This is a genomic window from Pantoea sp. CCBC3-3-1 (genome assembly GCF_007981265.1).
Taxonomy (GTDB): domain Bacteria; phylum Pseudomonadota; class Gammaproteobacteria; order Enterobacterales; family Enterobacteriaceae; genus Erwinia.
Window position 1 is genome coordinate 4,825,390 of sequence record NZ_CP034363.1, and the last position, 21,662, is coordinate 4,847,051.

The 21,662-nt window shown below is 53.8% G+C and carries 20 protein-coding genes and 1 pseudogene; 14 read left to right on the plus strand and 7 right to left on the minus strand.

What is annotated here, in order from left to right; genetic code table 11:
- Positions 1 to 32: 32 nt before the first annotated feature.
- Together EHV07_RS22595 and rraA are read left to right on the plus strand one after the other, a co-directional pair.
- Positions 33 to 962 (plus strand): 1,4-dihydroxy-2-naphthoate polyprenyltransferase, encoded by a 930-nt coding sequence (locus EHV07_RS22595; RefSeq protein WP_147200321.1) that lies wholly within the window; start codon positions 33 to 35, stop codon positions 960 to 962.
- 105 nt (positions 963 to 1,067) lie between these two features.
- Positions 1,068 to 1,553: a ribonuclease E activity regulator RraA gene (gene rraA, locus EHV07_RS22600; protein ID WP_147200322.1), complete on the plus strand. Its 486-nt coding sequence runs from the start codon at positions 1,068 to 1,070 to the stop codon at positions 1,551 to 1,553.
- 54 nt (positions 1,554 to 1,607) lie between these two features.
- Here the strand turns inward: rraA and zapB are convergent, their stop codons facing one another.
- Positions 1,608 to 1,847: a cell division protein ZapB gene (zapB, locus tag EHV07_RS22605; protein WP_147200323.1), complete on the minus strand. Its 240-nt coding sequence runs from the start codon at positions 1,845 to 1,847 to the stop codon at positions 1,608 to 1,610.
- 15 nt (positions 1,848 to 1,862) lie between these two features.
- Entirely contained in the window at positions 1,863 to 2,267 is a 405-nt protein-coding gene (locus tag EHV07_RS22610; RefSeq protein ID WP_147200324.1) for a hypothetical protein, read from the minus strand.
- Positions 2,268 to 2,294: 27 nt separating this feature from the next.
- Here EHV07_RS22610 and EHV07_RS22615 point away from each other — a divergent pair, with 27 nt between their 5' ends.
- The 3 genes from EHV07_RS22615 to glpX all read left to right on the plus strand — a co-directional run bounded on the left by EHV07_RS22615 (position 2,295) and on the right by glpX (position 5,798).
- Positions 2,295 to 3,140: an MIP/aquaporin family protein gene (locus EHV07_RS22615; RefSeq protein ID WP_147200325.1), complete on the plus strand. Its 846-nt coding sequence runs from the start codon at positions 2,295 to 2,297 to the stop codon at positions 3,138 to 3,140.
- Between the two features lie 32 nt (positions 3,141 to 3,172).
- On the plus strand, positions 3,173 to 4,687 hold the full coding sequence (glpK, locus tag EHV07_RS22620; protein WP_147200326.1) for a glycerol kinase GlpK: 1,515 nt from the start codon (positions 3,173 to 3,175) through the stop codon (positions 4,685 to 4,687).
- A gap of 100 nt (positions 4,688 to 4,787) precedes the next feature.
- Positions 4,788 to 5,798, plus strand: a complete 1,011-nt coding sequence (gene glpX, locus EHV07_RS22625) for a class II fructose-bisphosphatase (protein WP_147200327.1) — start codon at positions 4,788 to 4,790, stop codon at positions 5,796 to 5,798.
- Positions 5,799 to 5,885: 87 nt separating this feature from the next.
- On the opposite strand, the gene emrD is transcribed toward glpX, so the two are convergent.
- Positions 5,886 to 7,064 (minus strand): multidrug efflux MFS transporter EmrD, encoded by a 1,179-nt coding sequence (gene emrD / locus EHV07_RS22630; RefSeq protein ID WP_147200328.1) that lies wholly within the window; start codon positions 7,062 to 7,064, stop codon positions 5,886 to 5,888.
- Between the two features lie 295 nt (positions 7,065 to 7,359).
- Between emrD and fpr the strand changes: the two genes are divergently transcribed.
- The gene (fpr, locus tag EHV07_RS22635) at positions 7,360 to 8,106 is read left to right on the plus strand and encodes a ferredoxin--NADP(+) reductase (protein WP_147200329.1); all 747 of its coding nucleotides are present in this window, start codon (positions 7,360 to 7,362) and stop codon (positions 8,104 to 8,106) included.
- Here fpr and EHV07_RS22640 read toward each other — a convergent pair.
- On the minus strand, positions 8,097 to 8,540 hold the full coding sequence (locus tag EHV07_RS22640) for a DUF805 domain-containing protein (protein WP_147200330.1): 444 nt from the start codon (positions 8,538 to 8,540) through the stop codon (positions 8,097 to 8,099). The two genes, fpr and EHV07_RS22640, sit on opposite strands and share 10 nt — an antisense overlap.
- Before the next feature lie 92 nt (positions 8,541 to 8,632).
- Here EHV07_RS22640 and EHV07_RS22645 point away from each other — a divergent pair, with 92 nt between their 5' ends.
- The 4 genes and pseudogenes from EHV07_RS22645 to EHV07_RS22660 all read left to right on the plus strand — a co-directional run bounded on the left by EHV07_RS22645 (position 8,633) and on the right by EHV07_RS22660 (position 14,860).
- Positions 8,633 to 9,226 (plus strand): YiiQ family protein, encoded by a 594-nt coding sequence (locus tag EHV07_RS22645; protein WP_147200331.1) that lies wholly within the window; start codon positions 8,633 to 8,635, stop codon positions 9,224 to 9,226.
- A 119-nt stretch (positions 9,227 to 9,345) separates the two neighbouring features.
- Positions 9,346 to 10,110 (plus strand): triose-phosphate isomerase, encoded by a 765-nt coding sequence (tpiA, locus tag EHV07_RS22650; RefSeq protein WP_147200332.1) that lies wholly within the window; start codon positions 9,346 to 9,348, stop codon positions 10,108 to 10,110.
- 550 nt (positions 10,111 to 10,660) lie between these two features.
- Positions 10,661 to 12,232: pseudogene (mqo, locus tag EHV07_RS22655) on the plus strand (malate dehydrogenase (quinone)); the annotation flags it as partial.
- A gap of 228 nt (positions 12,233 to 12,460) precedes the next feature.
- A complete protein-coding gene (locus EHV07_RS22660; RefSeq protein WP_147200334.1) occupies positions 12,461 to 14,860 on the plus strand; it encodes a phosphoketolase in 2,400 nt (799 codons plus the stop codon).
- A gap of 74 nt (positions 14,861 to 14,934) precedes the next feature.
- On the opposite strand, the gene EHV07_RS22665 is transcribed toward EHV07_RS22660, so the two are convergent.
- Positions 14,935 to 15,519 carry a LysE family translocator gene (locus tag EHV07_RS22665; protein WP_147200703.1) on the minus strand — a complete coding sequence of 195 codons (585 nt, stop codon included), beginning with the start codon at positions 15,517 to 15,519 and terminating at the stop codon, positions 14,935 to 14,937.
- A 137-nt stretch (positions 15,520 to 15,656) separates the two neighbouring features.
- On the opposite strand from EHV07_RS22665, the gene EHV07_RS22670 reads away from it, so the two are divergent.
- Positions 15,657 to 17,114 carry a PLP-dependent aminotransferase family protein gene (locus EHV07_RS22670; RefSeq protein WP_147200335.1) on the plus strand — a complete coding sequence of 486 codons (1,458 nt, stop codon included), beginning with the start codon at positions 15,657 to 15,659 and terminating at the stop codon, positions 17,112 to 17,114.
- A 6-nt stretch (positions 17,115 to 17,120) separates the two neighbouring features.
- Here the strand turns inward: EHV07_RS22670 and EHV07_RS22675 are convergent, their stop codons facing one another.
- Positions 17,121 to 17,744, minus strand: coding sequence for a glutathione S-transferase family protein (locus tag EHV07_RS22675; RefSeq protein WP_147200336.1), 624 nt, complete (start codon positions 17,742 to 17,744; stop codon positions 17,121 to 17,123).
- Positions 17,745 to 17,897: 153 nt separating this feature from the next.
- On the opposite strand from EHV07_RS22675, the gene EHV07_RS22680 reads away from it, so the two are divergent.
- Positions 17,898 to 18,749, plus strand: a complete 852-nt coding sequence (locus tag EHV07_RS22680; protein WP_147200337.1) for a PhzF family phenazine biosynthesis protein — start codon at positions 17,898 to 17,900, stop codon at positions 18,747 to 18,749.
- A 57-nt stretch (positions 18,750 to 18,806) separates the two neighbouring features.
- On the opposite strand, the gene EHV07_RS22685 is transcribed toward EHV07_RS22680, so the two are convergent.
- Entirely contained in the window at positions 18,807 to 19,565 is a 759-nt protein-coding gene (locus EHV07_RS22685) for an SDR family NAD(P)-dependent oxidoreductase (protein WP_147200338.1), read from the minus strand.
- Positions 19,566 to 19,679: 114 nt separating this feature from the next.
- Here EHV07_RS22685 and EHV07_RS22690 point away from each other — a divergent pair, with 114 nt between their 5' ends.
- A complete protein-coding gene (locus EHV07_RS22690) occupies positions 19,680 to 20,579 on the plus strand; it encodes a LysR family transcriptional regulator (RefSeq protein ID WP_147200339.1) in 900 nt (299 codons plus the stop codon).
- 57 nt (positions 20,580 to 20,636) lie between these two features.
- A complete protein-coding gene (yhjD, locus tag EHV07_RS22695) occupies positions 20,637 to 21,638 on the plus strand; it encodes an inner membrane protein YhjD (protein WP_147200340.1) in 1,002 nt (333 codons plus the stop codon).
- The last annotated feature ends 24 nt before the right edge of the window (positions 21,639 to 21,662 follow it).

Consider the following 21,662-nt stretch of genomic DNA (forward strand, 5'->3'; position numbering starts at 1 on the left):
CCCCATTCCTTTTAAGCCAAATGCGAACCCCTATGACGGAAAACATCTGTGCCGTTCCAGCCCTGACCTCCTCTCAAGCCTGGCTGGAAAGCCTTCGCTTACGCACGCTTCCTCTTGCGTGCGCTTCGGTAATAACCGGTTCAGCGTTAGCCTGGTGGCAAGGCCAGTTTCATTTTTCTACTGCCGTGTTAGCGCTGCTCACCACGGCGCTGCTGCAAATCCTTTCTAACCTGGCTAACGATTATGGCGATGCGGTTAAAGGCAGTGACACGCCTGAACGTATCGGGCCGCTGCGTGGTATGCAAAAAGGTCTTATTAGCCAGAAACAGATGCGTGTCGCGCTGGTGCTTACCGTTGCGCTTACGCTTATCTCAGGGGTTTTTCTGGTGGTAAATTCGTGCCAGTCACTGAACGATATGCTGGGATTTCTGGCGTTGGGCGCGCTGGCAATCGTTGCTGCCATTGCCTATACGGTAGGTAAAAAGCCCTACGGCTATCTCGGCCTGGGCGATGTTTCGGTATTGATTTTCTTCGGCTGGCTTGGGGTTTTAGGCAGCTATTACCTTCAGGCACATCATTTAAACGCGGTCCTGTTATTGCCTGCCAGTGCCTGCGGCTTACTGGCGGTCGCGGTGCTGAACGTTAACAATATGCGGGATATTGAAAGCGATCGGAAAAATGGCAAATTTACGCTGGCCGTACGGCTGGGCACCAGAAATGCTCGCTGCTACCATGCTTTTTTACTTTTTGGCTCGCTGCTCTGTTTCGGTTTATTTGCCGTCATGGCTTCGCTGAGCCTGACAGGCTGGCTGTTTATGCTGGCCGCGCCGCTGCTGTCGCATCAGGGCCATTTTATTCTGCGGGAAGCTTCAGCCAGCGCAATGCGCCCAATGCTGGCGAAAACGGTCAAAAGCGCCCTGCTGGTTAATCTGCTTTTCGCCATCGGTCTGGTAATGAATTAACGAAGATGTGATTGACCCATCGCAAGTTTTAACCCGTGATGATTTTGCCAACAACCGGCAGATAGCGATATACTTACTCTCCCTGTGGCAAACAGATGAACCCTTATGAAATATGATACTTCCGAACTTTGCGACATCTATCAAGAAGATGTGAATGTCGTTGAACCGCTCTTCTCAAACTTCGGTGGCCGCACCTCGTTTGGCGGGCAAATTATTACGGTAAAATGTTTCGAAGATAACGGGCTTCTGTATGACCTGCTGGAAGAGAACGGACGCGGGCGCATTTTGCTGGTAGACGGCGGTGGCTCAGTACGGCGCGCGCTGGTTGACGCGGATCTGGCACGGCTGGCGCTACAGAATGAATGGGAAGGCATTGTGGTCTATGGCTCGGTGCGCCAGGTAGACGACCTGGAAGAACTCGACATTGGTATTCAGGCCATTGCCGCTATTCCTGTTGGCGCGGCGGGTGAAGGTATTGGTGAAAGCGATATCCGGGTTAATTTCGGCGGCGTCACCTTCTTCTCCGGCGATCATCTGTATGCCGACAATACCGGTATTATCCTTTCCGAAGCGCCTCTCGATATCGAATAGCAAAAACGGGTGCACACAGGCACCCGTCTTTTTACTGTTAGCCTGACTGGGAAATCAGACTTCTTCCATTTTTCCCAGCAGTGCTCGCAGACGCTCCTGCCAGACAAGTTGCTCTTCTTTCAGGTGCTGGTTCTCACGCACCAGATTCTCGCTGTTGCCAGCGGCCTGTTGTACCTGCTGATTCAGATTATTATTCTGATCTTTCAGCTCTTCAATTTCCATTTGCAACAGGGTGATAGTATCAATCGCCTGCTGTACTTTTGATTCCAGTTTCTCGAACACTTCAAATGACATCGTAAATGACCTCTCCTAATCGCAAGGCGTTGATGTTGCTATTGCCGATCGTGAGGGTTTAGCCAGCAGACTGCGGATAGCAACGATGTTCCGATTGTAAGTAGACCAGCCCGCCAAGTCCAGCAGCGAACCGGTAGGGTAGCCGGATAGTGGGAATTTTCTGTAAAGTTCCGGTTTTGCAACATTTACGCCCCACGAAAGTAAGGTCATTGTTAACAGATTGCGAAACAGAAACTCAAACGAAAGCCTGAAACTGCCTAAAATCCGCCAGAAAGACGCGTAAACGCTCATTTCTTTGACACAGCACACAACTTTTGATTTCGCTATTTCTCGTTTATGCTCGTTAACGATAAATTCACAACAGCTCCGCAAAAGATCGGGGCGACTCACGGAATGAGAAAAAAAAACGCTGTAGAACATTAAACCTCGCCTTCAGGAAACACCATCATGAGTCAATCAACAAGTACGCTTAAAGGGCAATGCATCGCCGAGTTTCTGGGTGTCGGCACCATCATTTTCTTTGGCGCCGGCTGTGTCGCAGCGGCAAAAGTCGCCGGGGCAGTGTTAGGACTGTGGGAAATCAGCATTATCTGGGGGATTGCCGTTGCGATGGCGGTCTACCTCAGCGCCGCCGTTTCCGGCGCTCACCTGAATCCTGCCGTGACTATCGCCCTCTGCCTGTTTGCTAATTTTGAACGTCGTAAAGTTATTCCGTATATTCTGGCGCAGGTTGCGGGCGCTTTCTGCTCTGCCGCGCTGGTTTATGCCCTCTACTACAATCTGTTCCTGGACTACGAGCAGACCCACCATATGGTGCGAGGCAGCGTAGACAGCCTTGAGCTGGCGGGTATCTTCTCCACCTATCCGAATCCGCACATCAGCGTTGGTCAGGCCTTCCTGGTGGAAGCCGTGATTACCGCTGTGATGATGGGTCTGATTATGGCGCTGACCGACGACGGTAACGGGCTGCCACGCGGTCCAATGGCTCCCCTGCTCATCGGCCTGCTGATCGCCGTTATCGGCGGCGCAATGGGCCCACTGACCGGCTTTGCGTTGAACCCGGCTCGTGATTTCGGTCCTAAGATTTTCGCCTGGCTGGCGGGCTGGGGCAATGTTGCCTTTACCGGTGGCCGTGACATCCCTTATTTCCTCGTGCCAATCTTTGGCCCGATCGTTGGCGCCTGCGTTGGGGCAGTTGGCTATCGTTCTCTGATCGGCCGTAATCTGCCAGGCGCAGTTGCGGTAAAGAAAGAAGAAAAGACGGTAGCTCGTGCTGAGCAGCGTAAAGCGTAAGTGCTAACCCTCTACACCATCAGGAAGGATTTATGACCACAGAAAAAAAATATATAGTCGCGTTAGATCAGGGTACCACCAGTTCCCGTGCCGTTATCCTGGATCATGACTCCAATATTGTGGCGGTCTCCCAGCGCGAGTTTCAGCAGATCTACCCTAAAACGGGCTGGGTTGAGCACGATCCGATGGACATTTGGGCATCGCAAAGCTCCACGCTGGTCGAAGTGCTGGCTCACGCCGACATTCGCTCGGATGAGATTGCCGCTATCGGCATCACCAACCAGCGTGAAACGGCTATCGTCTGGGACAAAGAAACCGGTAAGCCGATCTACAACGCCATTGTCTGGCAGGATCCGCGCACCGCTGACTACTGTGCCAAACTGAAAAAAGAAGGGCTGGAAGAGTACATTCAGCACACCACGGGCCTGGTCATTAACCCTTACTTCTCCGGGACGAAGGTGAAATGGATCCTTGACCACGTTGATGGCGCTCGCGAGCGTGCTAAACGCGGCGAGCTGCTATTCGGTACGGTGGATTCCTGGCTGGTATGGAAAATGACCCAGGGGCGGGTGCATATCACCGATTACACCAACGCCTCCCGTACCATGATGTTTAACATCCACAAGCTGGAATGGGATCAGCGCATGCTGGACATCCTGGATATCCCGCGTGAGATGCTGCCAGAAGTGAAGTCCTCTTCTGAAATTTACGGCCAGACCAATATCGGCGGTAAAGGCGGAACGCGTATTCCTATCGCGGGTATCGCGGGCGATCAGCAGGCAGCGCTGTATGGCCAGCTGTGCGTTCAGCCGGGTATGGCGAAAAACACCTACGGCACCGGCTGCTTTATGCTGATGAACACCGGCACCGAAGCCGTCACGTCCAACAACGGCCTGTTAACCACTATCGCCTGCGGCCCACGGGGCGAAGTGAACTATGCGCTGGAAGGTGCGGTATTCATCGGCGGCGCGTCTATCCAGTGGCTGCGTGATGAGATGAAGCTAATCGGTGATGCGACCGACTCTGAATATTTCGCGATGAAAGTGAAAGACAGTAACGGCGTGTATATGGTGCCAGCCTTTACGGGCCTGGGCGCGCCGTACTGGGATCCGTATGCTCGCGGAGCCATCTTCGGCCTGACGCGCGGTGCCAATGCTAACCACATCATACGCGCCACGCTGGAATCTATCGCCTACCAGACCCGCGACGTGCTGGAAGCGATGCAGATTGATGCCAATACCCGCCTGCAATCACTGCGTGTGGATGGCGGCGCGGTCGCCAACAACTTCCTGATGCAGTTCCAGTCCGACATTCTGGGCGCGCGCGTTGAACGTCCTGAAGTCCTGGAAGTGACCGCGCTGGGTTCCGCTTATCTGGCGGGCCTGGCCGTTGGCTTCTGGAAAGATCTGGACGAAGTCCGTGCAAAAGCGGTTATCGAACGTGAATTCCGCCCAAGCATTGAGACCACCGAGCGTAATTACCGCTACGCAGGCTGGAAAAAAGCCGTTGCCCGCGCCCGCGCATGGGAAGAGCAGGACGACTCGTAAGCCTTACCCTCTGCCCTCTGCCCGCGGTCGCCACGATCGCGGGCTTTTTCCGCGCCCGCCATGCTAAGCTTTCCGCCTCATCCTCTTTCCAGGGCTAATCATGAAACGAGAACTCGCCATTGAATTTTCACGCGTAACGGAAGCCGCAGCGCTGGCTGGCTATAAGTGGCTCGGACGCGGCGACAAAAATGCCGCTGACGGCGCGGCGGTCCATGCGATGCGTATTATGCTCAATAAAGTGAATATTGACGGGCAAATCGTCATTGGCGAAGGGGAGATCGATGAAGCTCCCATGCTCTACATCGGCGAAAAAGTCGGCAGCGGTGAAGGCGATGCGGTAGATATTGCCGTGGATCCTATTGAAGGCACGCGAATGACGGCGATGGGCCAGGCAAACGCGCTGACCGTATTGGCCGTTGGTGATAAAGGCACCTTTCTCAAGGCGCCTGATATGTATATGGAGAAGCTGGTTGTCGGCCCGGGCGCAAAAGGCGTAATCGATCTGGCGCAGCCGCTGGAAGAAAACCTGAAGCGCGTGGCGCAGGCATTGCAGAAACCGCTGTCAGAAGTGACCGTGACGATTCTTGCCAAACCCCGACACGATGACATCATCCGCTCATTGCAGCAGTTAGGCGTGCGCATCTTTGCCTTCCCTGACGGCGATGTAGCCGCGTCTATCCTGACCTGCATGCCAGACAGCGAAATCGATGTGCTGTACGGCATTGGTGGCGCGCCCGAAGGCGTGATTTCCGCCGCGGTCATCCGCGCGCTGGATGGCGATATGCAGGGGCGTCTGCTGGCGCGCCATAGGGTAAAAGGCGACACGCCGGAAAATCGCGCCATGGGCGAGCAGGAAGAAAAACGCTGTCTGGAGATGGGCATTAAAGCGGGAGAAATATTGCAGCTGGATGATATGGCCCATAACGATAATGTGATTTTTTCAGCCACCGGCATCACCAGCGGCGACTTGCTGAAAGGGATCACCCGTCAGGGCAACATCGCCACCAGCGAAACGTTATTGATACGCGGTAAATCACGCACCATTCGCCGTATACAATCCATTCACTATCTGGATCGTAAAGACGAAAGCCTGCACCCGTACCTTCTGTAGATAAAAAATGGCGGGTCAGTTTGCTGCCCGCCATTCTGCCACTCCCGATGTCAGTCGACTGAACGACCTGGACTACCTGTTGCCCCGCTATGCCGTCTGCGGCTCAGGCCGCTTCGATAAAGGCAACCAGCAGAGCAGAATAAGCAACGCCATGGCAAACATCAGCATGCCAAGGCTGAACTGGCCTTTCTGCGGCAGCAACGCCGACAGCCATGCCGCCAGACCCGATCCCAGATTTTGTAAGCCGCCCAGCAGCGCACCCGCCGTGCCAGCCATATAAGGCCAGGGCTCCATCGCGCCCGTTGTGGCTAACGGAAACAGCATTCCCGCACCAAAGAAGAACAGCGCGGCGGGAACAATCAGCGTCCAGATGGTCATTATGCCAAACCATGCCGGTATCCACATGAGTGCGCCAGCAAGCAAACAGCTGTTCACCGACCACCACATCAGCTGTGGGAAAGGTTTGTTATCGCGACCAGCAAACCATGCACCGAAGAAAGCGGCCGGAATTGGCAGGATAAACAGCAGGCTGACCGTAATACTGTTGAGGCCCAGCACGCCGCCCATCAGCACACCGCAGCTTGCTTCAAACACCGCTATGCCACCCAGTGCACCCATCAGCATCACCAGGTAGCGAATAAACGTGCCGTCTGCCAGCAAGGGCCGATAGCGTGAAAACAAAGCGCGTTTTTCCGGCTGCGGCGGACGAGTCTCCGGCAGCCAACGCAGCATAGCCACACCGACCGACAGGCAAAGCGCCAGCAGAAAGACAAAACAGGCATGCCAGCCAACCCAGTGCGTCAACACAGCGCCAATAACGGGCGCAACCAGTGGGCTAACCAGGATCCCCATATTCAGCAGGCTGTTAGCCTGCCTGAGCGCGCCACCCGCATACAGGTCTCGCGGCATCGTTCTGGCCATTACGCCCGCTACGCCCGTGCCTAAGCCCTGAATAGCGCTGCCCAGTACCAGCAGATCGAAAGTCGGCGCGCTGAGCGCAATCAGCGTCCCAACCAGAAAGACACCCAGCCCGGCAAGGATTACCGGCCGCCGGCCAATGTTGTCCGAGAGCGGACCATATAAAAGCTGTGAGCCGCCATAGGTCATCAGATAAGCCGCCATTACCCGCTGGACCACGCCGTCACGAACGTTAAAGGCTTCAGCAATGGTAGCCATGGCGGGCACATAAATGGTTTGCGCCATCTGCCCGACGGCCACCAGCGCGATCAGCATTACCAGCAGATGCCCGTTTGCTATTTTTTTCATTTTTTTCAACATTTATTGGCGCTATCGTCCCGATAAAGACGACCGGCCGGGAAAGGGAATTTTATGGCGAGGAAAATATCAGGAATAAATGACAAAGCGAGAGGGGCAGCAAAAAAAAGAGGCGGCCCGGCGTCAGCAAAAGCAGGCAATGCCGTAAATGAAACTGTACGTTATAGTCAAAAAGTGGGTTTAATTTGTCGATACGAGCTTTGTCCCCTGCCACCGACTGGAAAAATCGTCGTGTAGTGACGAAGATACGGTTATTAACCTGCTTTCCCCAACTAAGGAGTCAGTAATGGCCGAATGGGTCAACGCCAGGATCAAACAGGTACATGACTGGACGGACAGTCTTTTCAGCATCACCGTCAACGCCCCTATCGATCCGTTTATTGCGGGTCAGTTTGCCAAGCTGGCCTTGGAAATAGACGGGGAACGCGTACAGCGTGCCTATTCTTATGTTAATGCGCCGAGTGATGAGAATCTTGAGTTCTATCTGGTGACCGTGCCGGAAGGCAAGCTCAGCCCTCGCCTTCACGCATTGCAGCCCGGCCAGGAGCTAATGATCACCAAAGAAGCGGCAGGTTTCTTTGTGCTGGACGAAATCCCCGAGTGCAAAACCCTCTGGATGCTGGCGACCGGAACGGCCATCGGCCCTTACCTGTCTATTTTGCAGGAAGGCGTGGGGCTGGATCGTTTCGATCATATCGTTCTGGTCCATGCTGCACGTTACGCGCAGGATCTGAGCTATTTGCCGCTCATGCAGCAGCTACAGCAGCGTTATAACGGTAAGTTAAGGATTCAGACCGTGGTTAGCCGTGAAGAAGCCACGGGGTCGTTAACCGGCCGGGTTCCCGCACTGATAGAAAACGGCGAGCTGGAAGCGGCCGTAGGCTTACCGATGACGGCAGAAGAGAGCCACATCATGCTTTGTGGCAATCCACAAATGGTCAGGGATACGCAGCAGCTGCTAAAAGAGACCCGCGGAATGCGCAAGCATCTGAAGCGTAAACCGGGCCACATGACCAGCGAACACTACTGGTAATCCGGCGTTTTACGGTTGAAATAGTTAACCGGCCGCGCTTTTTTACCAAAGCGGTTCTCGCCTGGACTACCACGAAATACGCCGAGTTCCAGCGTCATCGTCACCATAATCAGCGCAGGAATAAAGCGGCCCAGCGCCCATTGCCAACTGGCGGGCAGCATGTCCCAGTTACCCGCCATCAGCATCCAGGCGACGATCAACAACAGAGCCCAGTAAGCAGACTTATTACGATCGTGTAGCCGCTTCACCACTACCGCACTACAGGGCCATAACAGGCTGACCACGCAGAAAGCTGCCGTCTGGGTCGTCATCCAACCGCGAGCGGCCAGGGTAAACAGCAGCGTCATCAGCACCAGCCACAGGGTCAGCCAGATCCAAAGATCGCGTCTACCCAGTCTGCCATGCCACGAAAAACACCATGCTTGTAAGGTCATAAATTCTCCCTCAGAACAGCGTCAGGCTTTGACTTTTTTAGTCATTGTCCGTTCTAATCTTCAACTGAATGTACTGGTTAGGGCAGACGATAATGAATAAAGCGATGTTGACGGGCATCACGTTACTGGTCTCGCTGGCAACAGCAGCAGCGCAGGCCAATGCCGATCCGCAGGATCGTACCGAACATATGCCAACGGCGCCTTATCTTCTGGCGGGATCGCCCACCTTCGATATGACTATCGGCCAGTTTCGCGAAAAGTATAATGCGGTGAACTCTGCGTTACCGATTCCTGAGTATCGCGCAACAGACAGCCGGGGTGACAAAAGTAATCTGACGCGTGCCGCCAGTAAGATCAATGAAAATCTCTATAGTTCTACCGCGCTGGAACAGGGAACAGGAAAGATCAAAACGTTGCAGATTACCTGGCTACCGGTTCCTGGCCCGGAGGAGAAAGCGGCACGCGACAAAGCGCTGGCCTACATGACCGCGCTGGAACGTTTTTTTGAGCCAACGCTTAGCGAAGAGCAGAGTCTTAAAAGGCTGGAGGATCTGTTAAGCAAGGGTAAAGGTTCACGCTATTTTGCTCAGACCGAAGGCGCCGTTCGCTACGTGATCGCGGATAACGGTGACAAGGGACTGACCTTTGCCATTGAGCCGATAAAACTGGCGATGGGAAATAACTGACCCGGCGCAAAGATGACGAAAAGCAAAGCCTTCGAAGGTTTTGATCTCTATACTGTCTGGCAGACAACGCTGCTAAGGCAGGGTAATTTAACCGTATCGCGCTAAGCGTGGAGGATAGAATGCGACATCCGTTAGTAATGGGTAACTGGAAACTGAACGGCAGCAAAACTATGGTCAACGAGCTGATTGCAGGTCTGCGCAATGAGCTGAGCAGCGTTGATGGCTGCGGCGTAGCCATTGCCCCACCGGTGATGTATCTGGATCTGGCGAAACATGCCGCTTCCGGTAGCCATATCGCGCTTGGCGCGCAGAACGTTGATGTTAACCTGAGCGGCGCTTTTACCGGTGAAGTCTCTGCCGACATGCTGAAAGATATTGGTGCGAAATACATCATTATCGGCCACTCAGAGCGTCGTACTTACCATAAAGAAAGCGACGAGCTAATTGCTAAAAAATTCGAAGTGCTGAAGGCCGCGGGCCTGATCCCCGTGCTGTGCATTGGCGAAACCGAAGCGGAAAACGAAGCGGGTAAAACCGAAGAAGTGTGTGCTCGCCAAATTGATGCCGTGCTGAAAACCCAGGGCGCGGAAGCGTTCAATGGCGTGGTTATCGCTTACGAACCTGTGTGGGCAATCGGCACCGGTAAATCAGCGACGCCTGCGCAGGCACAGGCAGTACACAAATTTATCCGCGACCATATTGCGAAACAAGATGCGAACGTGGCGGCTCAGGTCATCATTCAGTACGGTGGCTCAGTCAATGATAAAAATGCTGCTGAACTCTTTGCTCAGCCAGACATCGACGGCGCGCTGGTAGGCGGCGCATCACTGAAAGCCGATGCTTTTGCGGTGATCGTTAAAGCGGCTGCGGCGGCTAAAGCCTGATGTTTACCCCCTGTCCCGGAAACGGGGCAGGTTTTTCCTTTCTTCTTCTTTTTACCGGTTCTGCCACTCCAGGGCTTTGACGCTCACCCGACATCAAATTCACCTCTATGTAACATTTACACAACAAATACCGTTCATTATTTCTACGCCTGAATTTTTTTAGCGGATCGATTCAGCTTCTCCTCTCCTCGCACCCAAATCCGACGTTTTTCAGTCGCTATCAGTAATCCGGAATAATAACCTTTTGATTTTAGGTGCAAAAACAACCGCATTTTGTGCATAAAAAAAGCCATTCTGTGCAGAGTATCAATGTTGCTAATTTCGTTGCACTCTTCATTCTCATTTTTAATCTTTAAACAATTTTTTAAATGCCACGTAACAATGGTATATTTCAGGTGATGTAAATCTGTGCTAACAGACCCTTTACTCTGTAGGCCTTTCTGATAAGAGCATCCCTGCATTCAGTGGAACAGAAAACGGCTCGAACAGAAACCGACTCTGTTTCACCCGCTAAACATGTTGATTATTCAACATACGGAGAAGTCGCCCCATGCCAAATCAACAAGTACGCCTGGCTGCCTCCCGCAACAAAACAGGCTTTGCGAAAACAGCCGAGATAACCGAAAACGCTGACGTCGATGTGTTGCTGATCGGCGGCGGAATTATGAGCGCCACGCTGGGTGCTTTTTTACAGGAGCTTGAGCCGGACTGGCGCATCAGTATGACTGAGCGTCTTGAGCACGTTGCACAAGAAAGCTCAAATGGCTGGAACAATGCAGGCACCGGCCATGCCGCGCTGGCGGAAATGAACTACACCCCGGAAAAAACAGACGGCAGCGTCGATATCAAAAAAGCCGTGGACATCAACGAAGCGTTCCAGCTCTCTCGCCAGTTTTGGGCTTATCAGGTGCAACGTGGCGGCCTGAAAAATCCGCACAGCTTTATTAACAGCGTGCCGCACATGAGTTTTGTCTGGGGCGACGACAATATCGCCTTCCTGAAGAAGCGCTTTGAAGCTTTACAGAAGAGTTCGCTGTTCCGTGGCATGGAGTATTCCGAAGATCCCGAGCAAATCAAAAAGTGGATCCCCTTAGTGATGGAAGGACGCGGCGAACAGGAACGCGTGGCCGCTACGCGCATCCCGACAGGAACCGATGTTAATTTCGGCGAAATCACGCGTCAGCTGGTCGCTTCGTTACAGAAAAATGAGAATTTCTCACTGCATACTCGTCACGAAGTTCGCCGGTTTAAACGTAACGACGATGGCAGCTGGAACGTGACGATTGCCGATCTGAAAAACGATGCCGAGCGAACCCTGCGCGCGCGCTACATCTTTATCGGCGCGGGCGGCGCAGCCCTGACGCTGTTGCAGAAGACCGGTATCCCGGAAGCGAAAGACTATGCTGGTTTTCCAGTGGGTGGCGAATTCCTGGTCAGCGAAAACGAAGACGTGGTGAAACGCCATCTGGCGAAAGTGTATGGCAAAGCCTCGGTCGGCGCGCCGCCGATGTCCGTTCCACACCTTGATACGCGCATGCTGGACGGCAAGCAGGTCATGCTGTTCGGGCCTTTTGCCACCTTCTCTACCAAGTTTCTGAAGCAGGGTTCGCTGTGGGATATGTTTGGCTCAATGACGCCGTCGAACTTTAAGCCGATGGTTCATGTCGGGCTGGATAATTTTAACCTGGTAAAATACCTGGTGGGTCAGGTCATGCTGACCGATGACGATCGCCACAAGGCGCTGCAAGAGTACTTCCCGGATGCGGAGAAAGCGGACTGGCGTCTGGTGAAAGCAGGCCAACGCGTGCAGATCATCAAGAAAGATGCTGAAAAAGGCGGCGTGCTGAAGCTGGGTACGGAAGTGGTGGCATCGCAGGATGGCACCATTTCTGCGCTGCTGGGCGCTTCGCCTGGCGCATCAACCGGTGCGCCTATCATGCTGGATCTGATGAATAAAGTCTTTTCTGACCGCTTCAACACGTCGGCGTGGCAGTCAAAGCTGAAAAAAATGCTGCCTTCATACGGTCAGAAGCTGAACGGTAACGTCGCGACGACGGAGCACATCATGGCGGAAACCAGCCGTATACTGCAGCTGAACTACTCGCCGTTTACCGCTGCTAACGATGAAGCAGCCATTGCCGGTGCTGCGGTTATTGGCAAGTAATCGCTACAGCCGGCTAAACTAGCCGGTAGAAAGGGCGGAGTCTGGCCTTCGCTCCGCCCTTCTGCCTGTTTCCCGGTACTCAATTTTTCGCCATTCTCTGAATTTACCCTGCCTGGCCGACCATTCCCTGCACAACTCACTCAGACGACTATGCTTTTATCTGACCTTAAACAGAGGAGCAGCTAAATGGATACGTCTTTGCCACAGCCAGTCACCGACGCTGAGCTTGAGCTTCTCGATCGCTATTGGCGTGCTGCCAACTATCTCTCGGTCGGGCAAATTTATTTAATGAGCAATCCCCTGCTGCGTGAGCCGTTACGGCCCGAGCATATAAAACCTCGCCTGCTGGGCCACTGGGGAACCACTCCTGGCCTGAACTTTATCTATGCTCATCTGAACCGTATTATTCGCCAGCGGGATGTGGATCTGCTTTATGTCTGCGGCCCGGGCCATGGTGGTCCGGGCATGGTGGCGAATACCTGGCTTGAAGGTACCTACAGCGAAGTTTATCCGGCCGTCAGTGCCGATGCTGAAGGTATGCAAAAGCTGTTTCGGCAATTCTCTTTCCCCGGCGGCATTCCCAGCCATGCCGCGCCGGAAACGCCAGGCTCAATTAATGAAGGCGGCGAACTGGGCTATTCACTGGTTCATGCTTTTGGTGCCGCTTTCGATCATCCGGATCTGATCGTCCCCTGCGTGATCGGCGATGGCGAAGCCGAAACCGGTCCGCTGGCCGCCAGCTGGCACGGTAACAAATTTCTTAATGCCGCTCGTGATGGCGCGGTGCTCCCTATTCTGCATCTGAATGGCTACAAAATTGCCAATCCCACGCTGCTGGGACGCAGTAGCGATGAAGATTTGCGGCAGCTTTTCCGCGGATATGGCTATGAGCCGCTATTCGTCTCGGGTGACGAACCGCTAAAAATGCACCGGCTGATGGCCGAAGCGCTGGATTGCGCTTTCGACAGCATTCGCCAGTATCAGCTGGAAGCCCGGCGGGGCGATGCACAGGAAAACATTCCGAGCTGGCCGATGATTATCCTGCGCAGCCCCAAAGGCTGGACCGGTCCCAAAACGGTGGACGGTAAAAAGGTCGAGGGTTTCTGGCGTGCCCATCAGGTTCCCGTTTCCGAATGTCGTGAAAACGACGACCACCGTCAGATTTTGCAGGAATGGATGCAGAGCTATCATCCTGCCGATCTCTTTGACGATGCAGGAAGATTAAAACCTGAGCTACAGGCACTGGCTCCCCGAGGCGATAAACGTATGGGCGCCACGCCTTACGCAAACGGTGGTCGTCTGCGTAAAGAGCTTAAGACACCGGACATTCGTCAATTCGCTGTTGATGTCGGCAAGCCCGGCGAAACGCAGGCGCAGTCCACTGCGGTTCTCGCCAGTTATCTGAGCGCCATCTTCCAGCATAATCCAGATAATTTCCGGCTTTTTGGCCCGGATGAAACCGCCTCTAACCGGCTCAGCAAAGTCTTTGATGTGACTAACCGCACCTGGATGGAAAAAATCCAGGATTACGATGAGCAGCTGGCACCGGATGGCCGCGTGATGGAGATCCTGAGCGAGCACCAGTGTCAGGGCTGGCTGGAAGGCTATCTGCTCACCGGCAGGCATGGGCTGTTCAACTGCTATGAAGCCTTTATCCACATCGTCGACTCGATGTTTAACCAGCACGCCAAGTGGCTGAAAGTCTCTCGCAAGCTGCCATGGCGTGAACCGATCTCCTCCCTAAACTACCTGCTTTCTTCTCACGTCTGGCGGCAGGATCATAATGGCTATAGCCACCAGGATCCCGGCTTTATCGATCACGTTGTCAACAAGAAAGCCGATATTGTGCGTGTTTACCTGCCACCTGATGCCAACACGCTGCTCTGGGTTGGCGATCACTGCCTGAAAACCTGGGATCGCATCAACGTGATCATTGCCGGTAAACAGCCCGAACCGCAGTGGCTGAGCATGGACGAAGCGATTGCCCATTGTGAACAGGGGATGGGCATCTGGTCTTGGGCAGGCAATGAAAAAGCCGATACGCCGCCCGATGTGGTGATGGCCTGCGCAGGAGATGTCCCGACAATGGAAACCCTTGCCGCAGTCGACCTGCTGCGTCAGTACCTGCCTGACCTGGCGGTCCGGGTGGTTAACGTGGTGGATTTACTGGCACTGCAAACAAAAGATCAGCATCCACATGGCCTGGAAGACGAGGCCTTCGACGCCATCTTTACCGTCGATAAACCGGTCGTCTTTGCTTTCCACGGCTATCCGGCGCTAATCCATCGACTGGCCTATCAGCGCAACAATCATCGTAATTTCCACGTCCGGGGATTTAATGAAGAAGGCACAACAACTACGCCGTTTGATATGACAGTGCTTAACGAAGTGGATCGCTACCATCTGGCTCAGGAGGCAATTTTACGTGTTCCGGGGCTGGCGGAAAAAGCGGGCGACGTGCTGGACGCCTTGCAGGAGAAGCTGGCAGCTCATCACGCTTACGTTCGTGAATATGGTGAAGACGTACCGGAAGTACAGAACTGGAAATGGCCATCGCAAGAAGGAAGCAGCGACGTGGGCGATTAACGGCATAAGTGGCCGTTAGCCCAGGGTTTACAGGCCGGAGCCATCGGTGCCGGCCTGTGACAGCGAAGGCTGCTTCAGGGATGAAGCAGTTCAACCAGCATCCACAGCGTGGTCAGAACCAGCGAGAACGCCATCAATGCGTTAAACAGACGTCGTTTCCAGGCCACCTGTAAATGTTGACCAAGCCGATCGCCCATCATTGCCCAGATAAGAATACAGGGCAGATTTAACAGCATAAACCCGCCTGCCACCACCATCAGGCTGCTGCTGGCCGTGTACATCAGCGCCACGTTGATCGCCATCAGCCATGCTTTCGGATTGACAGCCTGAAACATTGCGCCGCCCACCAGCGTCATCGGCCTGGCTTTCTCCTGAAGTTCCGGCGCGCCCGCCCGAAAAATTTTCCACGAGAGCCACAGCAAATAGGCACAGCCCAACAGCGTGAGCGGCGTCCGAATCGCGCTCATCCATTGCAGTAAAAAGTCCAGCATCAGGGTGGCCATCACGATCTGTACTGCACAGCCAACCATAATCCCCAATACCATGGGAAGCGTACGGCGCAGGCCGAAATTAACGCCAGAAGTTGCCAGCAGCAGGTTATTCGGACCTGGCGTTATCGACATAACGGTAACGTAACTGAAAAAAGAGGGATCGATCATCGGCTGTATCCTGCGAGTCATTTGATAGCACCAAAATACAAGCAGACGGGCGATGGTAACAGATTCAGAAATACACTATTGTCATGAGTACAATCCTATCCAAATACCTGTTGTACCCATGCTCTGGAGGAACTACTGTGTCCATCATCGAACCGCAGGAGAGCACGCTGTATCATCAGCTTGCCGAAACGCTGGCAGACGCCATACATAATGGCACCTGGCTTCCCGGCAGCCGCCTACCCGCCATTCGCCGCTGCGCCGCCACCCATCAGGTCAGCATTAATACGGTATTAACCGCCTACCGCTTACTGGAAGATCGTGGGCTGATTGAAGCGCGTCCGCAGTCCGGTTATTACGTTCGCGGCGTTTTACCTTCGGTTAAGGCCCAGGCCAGCCATCGGGCAAAAGTGAGCTCGCCCAGCAGCAGCAAGCTGGATTTGATTGAAGCCGTTTTTGCCGCCCAGAACCACCCGGATTACACCAATATCTCTCTTGCCTGTCCGCAAAACAGCGACTTTTTTCCGACGGCAAAAATCAGCCGTATTATGGCTTCGCTGCTGCGCCGTGAACCGAATTTGATTGGCCGCTATGCCCTTCCGCCCGGCAGTGAACGTTTACGTCGGGAGATAGCGCGTCGGGCAAGGGACTTGGGTATGACATTAACCACCGACGATATCACGCTAACACACGGCTGTATGGAGGCGTTGCAGCTGGCGCTTCGCGTCGTCACTAAGCCGGGCGACTGCGTTGGGCTGGAAACGCCAACCTACTTCTATCTCTTTCCGCTGCTTGCCAGTCTGGGGCTGAACGTCGTTGAAATCCCAACCGATCCGCAGCATGGTCTGTCGCTTGATGCATTGGAACTGGTATTGCAGGAGAAACGCATTCAGGCGCTGGTCGCCATGCCCACCGTACAAAATCCGCTGGGCTGTACCATGAAGCTGGAAGATAAAAAGCGGCTGGCGAAGCTGGTGAATCGTTACCAGATCCCGCTGATTGAGGATGGTCTGTATGATGAATTGCAGTTCTGCTGGCCCTTGTCACCCGCGGTTAAAGCGTTCGACAGTGACGGCTGGGTACTGCATTGCGCCAGCTTCACTAAAACGGTGGCGCCGGATTTTCATGTGGGCTGGATTGCCGCAGGCCGCTTCAGCGAAGATCTGGCGAGGCTGAAATCCGTGTCCTCTCTGACCGAATCACGCCTGCTCAGTGAAACGCTCGGACATTTTCTGGAATCCGGCGGCTACGATCATCATCTGCGCACCATGCGCCGCCGTTATGCCGCCCAGATGGATGAAGCGCGGGGATTGATTGCCCGGCATTTTCCTCAGGGAACCCGAGCTACCCAGCCCAGCGGCGGCTTTATTTTCTGGGTCGAGCTGCCCGGCGAGATCGACTGCATTGCACTGTTCCACCGCCTGCTACAGGAAAAAATCTGCCTGACCCCAGGCGCGCTCTATACCCTGAGCGACCGTTGCAACAGCGCATTGCGCCTTACCTGCTGTTATCCCTTTGATGAACGCTATACCTGGGCGCTGAAACGAACTGGCGCGCTGGCTTGCGAAATGAGCGGCATCCCAGCAGGCATGATCTGATTGCGATCAGGGCGTCCCGTTCCGGCCCCATTTCGCGTAGCCTTTACGCCCGGTAAGCCGTTCGTAATAGGCGCGAACGGCCGGAAAATCAGGGTGCTCCAGCGGGGTCTCATACCAGCGATTAACCGACAATCCAATGGGGATATCGGCCAGCGAAAAGGCGTTACCGGCAACGTACGCGCCGGTACGTTGCAGCTGCTGATTGAGAATGCTCATGGTGTATGACCAGCCTTTGCAGGCAGCAGCGAGCAACCGCGGATCCTGGTGTGCAGGCGAATGCCGTACCAGCGACATAAAAGCATAGCGCCAGGAGGTGTTCAACTCGGTAGCCTGCCAGTCGATCCACTGATCGATCGGCGCACGGGTGCGAGGATGGCGGGGATAGAGCCATTCGCCATCCCAGGCATTAGCCAGGTAACGAATGATGGCATGGGACTCCCATAGGGTGAAATCGTCCTCCTGGATCACCGGGATCAGCGCATTAGGATTCATCGCTTTAAACTCCGCTTCCTGAAGCGATTTAAAGCCATCTCCCCAGTCTTCACGGCGGAAAGGGATCTCCAGTTCTTCACAGATCCAAAGGACTTTTCTGACATTGATAGACGATGCACGTCCCAGTATTTTCAGCATAATTCCGTCACTTTTTGTTCAGGTTTTAACTATTAATACCCATTGCAGCCGGACTGACAATGGCCGTACTCTGTAAGCCAGCATGTTTCAACCGTTTTGCTTTGTGGCAAAAATTTCCTGATACCTTCAAAAAATTAAACGGTAACGTTAACTATGACGCAGTTACGCACTTTTAAACAGGTTGATGTCTTCACTTCTTCTCCTCTGAACGGCAATCCGCTGGCGGTGATCGTTGATGCCAGCGGCCTCAGCGATGAGCAAATGCAGAGCACCGCGCGCTGGACCAACCTGTCGGAAACCACGTTTGTTTTACCGCCAGACAACCCGGCGGCGGACTATCGCGTGCGCATCTTTACCCCGGATAGCGAGCTGCCTTTTGCCGGACATCCCACGCTGGGAACGGCTCATGCACTTCTGGAAAACGGGATTACCCTGAAAACGCCGGGACAGATTGTGCAGCAGTGCGAATTGGGACTGGTGACGATTAAAATCAGTGCAGATGGCGCACTGGCCTTTTCCGCGCCCGAAGCAACGCTTACAGAATTTAGTGATGCGCCTCTCGGCAGCGCGCTAAACAGCAACGCCATCGAAACCCGGCTGCCGGTGATGGTTGCCGATATGGGCATTCGCTGGCTGCTGGTCCCGATGATCTCAGCAGAAGACGTGCTGGCTATTAAGCCCAATGCGATTGAGTTTGAGCGCCTGCTTAAAAAAGCGCGCGTGACGGGCGTGATGCCTTTTGGCCCGCTGAAGGATCAGGAGGAACAGTATGAGGTGCGTGGCTTGCTGATTGAACAGGGATCGCTGAGTGAAGATCCCGTTACCGGCAGCGCCAATGCGTGTCTCGCCCGCTATCTTCAGGCGCAGGGCGTGGAGTTAGACTATCGGGTTCGTCAGGGTACGGCCATGCAGCGTGCAGGTCGGTTAAGCGTCACATGGGCTGCCGACGGCGTGTGGATTGGTGGCCATACGGTAACGGTAATCAACGGTACCATCAAACTCTGATGCCGCTCTTGCCTCCCCGGCGGCGCAGGCCAGCCGGGGAAAACCGCATCTGCCTGCTTAGAGAAACATGCCACCTGACGCCTCAATACGCTGACCGTTTATCCAGCCACTCTCCTCGCTAAGGATCAGCGCAATGGCATTGCCAATATCATCCGGCAATCCAACCCTGCCTAATGCGGTAGCCGAGGAGATAAAGGCGTTAATTTGAGGATTATCACGCACTCTGCCGTCGCTGAAATCCGTTTCAATCGCGCCAGGCGCCAGTACGTTTACCGTAATACCCCGCGCACCCAGCTCTTTGGCCTGATAACGGGTCAGGACTTCTATCGCGCCCTTCACTGCGGCATAGGTTCCCGAACCGGGCTGGCTAAAGCGAGTCAGACCACTGGAGATATTCAAAATCCTTCCACCATTTACCATCAGTGGCAGCAGTTTTTGCGTGAGGAAAAAAGGCCCTTTGAAATGAATATTCACCATCTCATCAAACTGCGCTTCGGAAGTGGAAATAAAGGGTTCATGCAGCCCCGATCCGGCATTGTTTAATAAGTAGTCAAAACTATCACGCTGCCAAAGCGTTTTAAGCTGTTTCTGAACCTCACTGGCAAAATCAGAAAAGGCATCGCTGTCGCCTACATCCAGCTGAAGCGCCAGCCCACGGGCGCCGAGCGCCTCAATGGCCTTAACGACGTCCAGCGCTTCAGCCTCTTTATTACGCCAGGTCAAAATAATATCAACACCCTTTTCAGCCAGTTTTAGCGCCGCATTTCGGCCCAGGCCCCGACTTCCGCCGGTAATAATCGCGATTTTATGGCTCATTTGATCTACCTCCAGTTTACTGTGGATAAAAAACAGCATATTGCCTGCAATCCGATCTATAAATACTCTCAGATACGCATCACTGTTTCATTTCAAACAACAAAAGGCGCACAAGTGGATAAAATTCATGCGATGCAAATCTTTGTCAGAGTAACCGAATTAGCAAGTTTTACCCGTGCCGCAGAAAGCATGGGGTTGCCAAAAGGTAGCCTTTCGCGACAAATTCAGGCGCTGGAAAACACCATGGGTGCGCAGCTGCTTCATCGTACGACAAGGCGCGTGCAGCTGACGCAGGACGGACTGGTTTATTACGAGCGCTGTCGGGACGTGCTGGCAACGCTTGAAGAGATGGATTCACTTTTCCAGCAAGATCCTGCCACGCTCAGCGGCCGCCTGCGGGTCGATATGCCGGTTAGCCTGGCTTGTGATTATATTTTGCCGCTGCTGCCCGACTTTATGCAGCACTACCCCGGTATTGAACTGGAGTTAAGCAGCAGCGATCGCCGTGTTGATGTGATCCGCGAAGGTTTTGACTGCGTTGTTCGCGTTGGCACGCTGGAGAGTTCAGGACTTATTGCAAGACCGTTGGGGAAACTGACCCTTATTAACTGCGCCAGCCCCGATTACCTTTCACGTTTTGGTACACCGACCACGCTGGAAGACCTCTCAGCGCATGCCATGGTGCATTACGGTCAGCAGCTGGGTGCGCCACCGCCGGGTTTTGAATTTTACGATGGTAAAATCTGCCGTTACGTGAAGACCGGCGGCACGCTGACTGTTAACAGCACCGAAACCTATCGCAACGCCTGCATGGCGGGCCTTGGCATTATTCAGGCACCGGAAAGCGGCATGCGTAAAGCGCTAAAACAGAAAAAACTGGTCGAAATCCTGCCGCATTTTCGCGCCGAGCCGATGCCCGTTTCGCTAATTTATCCGCACCGACGTAACCTTGCTCGTCGCGTTCACGTTTTTATGGAATGGCTGACAAAAGCAATGAAAGCTTACGTAGCCTGACCACCTGGCTATAATTTGTCTTTAATCTAAACACTTAAAGGATATGAAGAAGGCTTCATGACGGAAAATAAACCAGCAGATAGCGCTAAAGGCGACGATAAGCCACTGATCAATATTAAAACCGGAAACAAAACCGTCGATAAATCGATTACCCGGGTTTCCAGACTGGTTAGCTGGTTTCAGGCCATTCCAACGGTGGCACATTTCATCCGTGCCGGGGAACGATTTAGCGATCGGCTGGGCAGCCAGTTTGGCGCGGCCATCACCTATTTCTCTTTTTTGTCACTGATCCCCATTCTGATGGTGTCGTTCGCCGCAGTGGGTTTTGTGCTGGCTTCCAACCAGGATTTGCTTACGGAGTTAATCAATAAGCTGGTAAACAGTATCAGCGATCCTACGCTGGCTACCACGCTAAAAAATACCGTTACCACGGCGGTTCAGCAGCGTACAACCGTAGGGATTACCGGATTGCTTGTGGCGCTTTATTCCGGCATCAGCTGGATGGGCAATTTGCGTGAAGCGGTTCGCGCTCAGTCACGCGATGTCTGGGAACGTAACGAGCAGGACGAAGAAAAAATTTATTTTAAATATACTCGCGATTTCATCTCGCTGATTGGGCTGGTGCTGGCGCTGATTATCACCATTTCACTCACCTCCGTGGCGGGTGCAGCACAGGATGCCATAGTCCGCGCGCTTGGCCTGGACGGTATTGAATGGCTGCGGCCGGTGATGACGCTTATCGCGCTGTCGATTTCAATTCTGGCCAACTATCTGCTGTTCTTGTGGATTTTCTGGAGATTACCGCGCCATAAACCTCGCAAAAAAGCGCTGTTCCGCGGCACGCTGCTGGCGGCAATTGGCTTTGAGGTGATTAAATTTATCATGACGCTGACGCTGCCAAAACTGGCTTCTTCGCCTTCTGGTGCCGCATTTGGTTCAGTACTGGGCCTGATGGCGTTTTTCTACTTCTTCGCCCGTTTGACGCTGTTCTGCGCCGCCTGGATAGCCACCGCAAAATATGCCGATGATAAACCTGAAGAGGAAGCCGAACAGGTTTAAAGGTTGGCGATCTAAAGGGGAGCC